Genomic DNA, 3310 nt, shown 5'->3' on the forward strand with positions numbered 1-3310 from the left:
GGCTCCGGTCTCGTGGGCTCGGAGATGTGTATAGGAGACAGGTGGGGGGCGTCCCGGCGGTGCAGGTCCAGGACGGCGCGGGAGATGTCCGCCAGCTCGCGGCGCACCTCGCGGCGGGCGCCCTTCACGCGCTGGATGCGCATGTCGTCGTAGCTGGTCGTCTGGTGGCGCATCCAGGCGATGACGGCGGCCTCCGCGCGGCGCTCGATGGGGATGCGCTCCGTGCGGGCCACGGTGCCGCTGCCCACGGGGGTGGCGTGCCCGGCGACGAGGACGGCCATGCGCTTGGCGTGGGGGAGCCACGCGGGGCTGAAGGCGAGGAAGCGCAGCACGGCGTTGGCGAAGTCGACCTCGTAGACCTCCTGCTCGCGCGCGCGGCGGTCGCGGCCCTGGGCCAGCTTCTTCGCGTATTCAGGGGTGGCGCGCTCCGCGTCGAGCACGGCGCGGGCGTGGACGATGTGGGCCTCCGGCGCCCAGACGCCCCGGGAGAAGAGCTTGCGGCCCACCTTCTCCACGACGGTCCAGGTGGGACCGGCGGCCTTCACGCGGCGGGTGAGGCCGGCGTCGCCGGGGGGAAGGAGGGCCCAGCCCTCGGGGACGGAGAGGAGGCGGCCGTCCTGGGCACGCACGCGGCGGGGGTCGGCCGTGGGGCCTACCGTCAAGGAATCAGGCATGGGTGGCTTTCGGGGGCCGGCTGCATAGCACGACCCTTCACACCCTGGTAAATGCCCCCGGGTGCGCGCCGGAGTGACGGGGCGCGTGCGCGGAGGCCTCACTCTTCGTGGGAAGCGCTGGCATGTCCCTTCTCAGGCTCACGTTCCTCGGCACCTCCGCCGCGCAGCCCACGCTGCATCGCGGGCTGTCCGGCCTCGCGGTGAAGGCGGACGCGGACCTGCTCCTGTTCGACTGCGGCGAGGGCAGCCAGCGGCAGATGGTCCGCTTCGGCACGGGCTTCACCGTGGACGCGGCCTTCTTCACGCACTTCCACGCCGACCACTACCTGGGGATCATCGGCTTCCTGCGCACGCTGGGGATGATGGGCCGCACCTCGCCCATGCACCTGTACGGCCCCGCGCCAGCGCGCCGGCTGCTGCACCAGGCCGTGCACCTGGGGCTGGAGTCCACGGCCTTCCCGGTGGAGATCCACGAACTGAAGGATGGGGACGTGGTGCGCCGGGGCGGCTACGCGGTGCACGCGGTGGGCGTGGACCACCGCATCCACGCGCTGGGCTACGTGCTGGCGGAGGACGACCGGCCGGGGAAGTTCCACCTGGAGAAGGCGCGCGAGCTGGGCGTGCCGGAGGGGCCGGCCTTCGGGAAGCTGCAGAAGGGCGAAGCGGTGACGCTGGAGGACGGGCGCGTGGTGAAGCCGGAGGACGTGCTGGGCGAGGCGCGCGCCGGACGGCGGCTGGTCATCTCCGGGGACACGCGGCCGTGCCCCGCGCTGGTGCAGGCGTCGAAGGACGCGGACCTGCTGGTGCACGAGTCCACCTTCTCCGACGACGAGCAGGAGCGCGCGCAGGAGACGCGCCACTCCACGGCGCGGGAGGCGGGGCAGGTGGCGCAGTCCGCGGGCGCGAAGCGGCTCATCCTCACCCACCTGTCCAGCCGCCACGACACCGACCCTGGCAAGCTGCTCGCGCAGGCGCGCGAGGCATTCAAGGGGCCGGTGGAGGTGGCCTTCGACGGGCTCACCGTGGAGCTGCCGCTGCGCGACTGAGGCACCGTCGCGCGAGCGGGGCTCCCACCCGGCGAGGGGCTACTCGATCTTCTTCGCCTCGGCCTGCAGGGCGGCGGCGGCGTCCGGATCCACCTTCTGCAGCAGCTCCCACTCCAGCTGCGTGTCGCGCGTCATCTGGGAGTTGTTGGGGCCGGTGACGGTCTCGCTCGGCGTCGTGGGGCGGCCGTCGGTGTTGTCGGCGGCGCGGGACTCGGTGCGCTCCTGGCGCCGGTACTCGATGGCGCTCTGGCCGGGGCCGCGCTCATAGCCGCGCACCAGGTAGCGCGCGAAGGAGGTGCCCAGCGAGGAGGCGGCGCTCGTCTGGAGCCACTCCGTCTGCGCCTCGAAGCCCTCCTTGCCCTTCATCACGGAGAAGCCCTTGTCCTTCACGAGGGCGAGCGCCTCCGGCCACACCTCCGCGATGGGCTTGCGGTAGACATGTCCCTGGGCCTTGTCCTCCAGGTACGCCTGCTGACGGCGCGCGGCGCAACCGGTGAAAGCCAGGGCGAGGGCGGACACCACGAGCAGCGCGGCGGAACGGGTCGACGACTTCAAGGGGTTCATGCTCCGGACTCCAGGGAATGAAGACGGCTCCGGAACATCGCTCGGTGCGGGCCCCCCGCCAAGTGGCTGCCGGTGTGGGATGAAATGCCATCCAGGCGGCAACCATCGTTTGGCCCACCGCGGCCCTTTCGGAGCGCGTTGGCGCCATGCGTCCGGCGTCGCACATCCGCCCCAGGCCATCCGCCCGCCGGACGGACGGTGGGCCATGCTCGCCGCCCGCCATGATTCCCATCAGCGACGACAACCCGACCCTGCGCACCCCGGTGATGACCTACCTGCTCCTGGGGACCCTGGGGCTCGTCTGGGTGTTCTTCCAGGGCGCGGGCTTCAACGTCGGGGCGCTGGCCAGCAGCATCTGCGACCTGGGCCTGGTGCCGGGGGAGCTCACCGGCCAGGCACCGCTGGGACAGGCGGTGCCGCTGGGCGACGGGTACGCCTGCGTGGTGGACGCGGACGCCATCAACCGCGTGACGCCGCTCACCTCCATGTTCCTGCACGGAAGCTGGGGGCACCTGCTGGGCAACGTGCTGTTCTTCTGGGTCTTCGGCAACAACATTGAAGACAGCATGGGGCGCTTTCGCTTCCTGGTGTTCTACCTCCTGTGCGGGCTGGTGGCGGCCGCGGCGCACGTGGCGGTGGACCCCACGTCGCCGGTGCCCACGGTGGGCGCGTCGGGGGCCATCGCGGGCGTGCTGGGCGCGTACCTGGTGCTCTACCCACGCGTGCGCGTGAACATGCTGTTCATCCTCTTCATCTTCATCCGCGTCATCCCCATCCCGGCCTGGGGCGTGCTGCTGTGGTGGTTCGTGCTCCAGCTCATCACCGGCCTGCCGCAGCTCATGACGCTGCGGCCGGAGGTGTCCGGCGGCGTGGCGGTGTGGGCGCACATCGGCGGCTTCGTGGCGGGCATGCTGCTCATCAAGCTGTTCGCGAACCCGCGCTACACGTCGCAGCGCACGCTGTGGCGGCACCGGATGCACCCCAACCACCCGTGAGCATGCGGGCGGGGAGGCGGGCGCCCGGTGG

At 71.9% G+C, this 3310-nt stretch carries 4 protein-coding genes; 2 read left to right on the forward strand and 2 right to left on the reverse strand.

What is annotated here, in order from left to right; translation table 11 throughout:
- Nucleotides 1–674, reverse strand: a 674-nt coding sequence (locus D7Y13_RS40085) for a DUF2293 domain-containing protein (protein WP_120631006.1), incomplete at its 3' end; no start/stop codon positions are given.
- Between the two features lie 122 nt (nt 675–796).
- On the opposite strand from D7Y13_RS40085, the gene rnz reads away from it, so the two are divergent.
- Nucleotides 797–1720 (forward strand): ribonuclease Z, encoded by a 924-nt coding sequence (gene rnz, locus D7Y13_RS40090; RefSeq protein ID WP_120585590.1) that lies wholly within the window; start codon nt 797–799, stop codon nt 1718–1720.
- Between the two features lie 39 nt (nt 1721–1759).
- On the opposite strand, the gene D7Y13_RS40095 is transcribed toward rnz, so the two are convergent.
- On the reverse strand, nt 1760–2284 hold the full coding sequence (locus D7Y13_RS40095) for a hypothetical protein (RefSeq protein WP_120538286.1): 525 nt from the start codon (nt 2282–2284) through the stop codon (nt 1760–1762).
- Between the two features lie 221 nt (nt 2285–2505).
- Between D7Y13_RS40095 and D7Y13_RS40100 the strand changes: the two genes are divergently transcribed.
- Entirely contained in the window at nt 2506–3279 is a 774-nt protein-coding gene (locus tag D7Y13_RS40100) for a rhomboid family intramembrane serine protease (protein WP_120538285.1), read from the forward strand.
- The last annotated feature ends 31 nt before the right edge of the window (nt 3280–3310 follow it).

The organism is Corallococcus praedator (assembly GCF_003612125.1).
Taxonomy (GTDB): domain Bacteria; phylum Myxococcota; class Myxococcia; order Myxococcales; family Myxococcaceae; genus Corallococcus; species Corallococcus praedator.

What these genes read in the sequence shown, in the direction of transcription:
- rnz (WP_120585590.1), top strand. Translation starts at nt 797, where the DNA reads ATGTCCCTTCTCAGGCTCACGTTCCTCGGCACCTCCGCCGCGCAGCCC.
- D7Y13_RS40095 (WP_120538286.1), bottom strand. Translation starts at nt 2,284, where the DNA reads ATGAACCCCTTGAAGTCGTCGACCCGTTCCGCCGCGCTGCTCGTGGTG.
- D7Y13_RS40100 (WP_120538285.1), top strand. Translation starts at nt 2,506, where the DNA reads ATGATTCCCATCAGCGACGACAACCCGACCCTGCGCACCCCGGTGATG.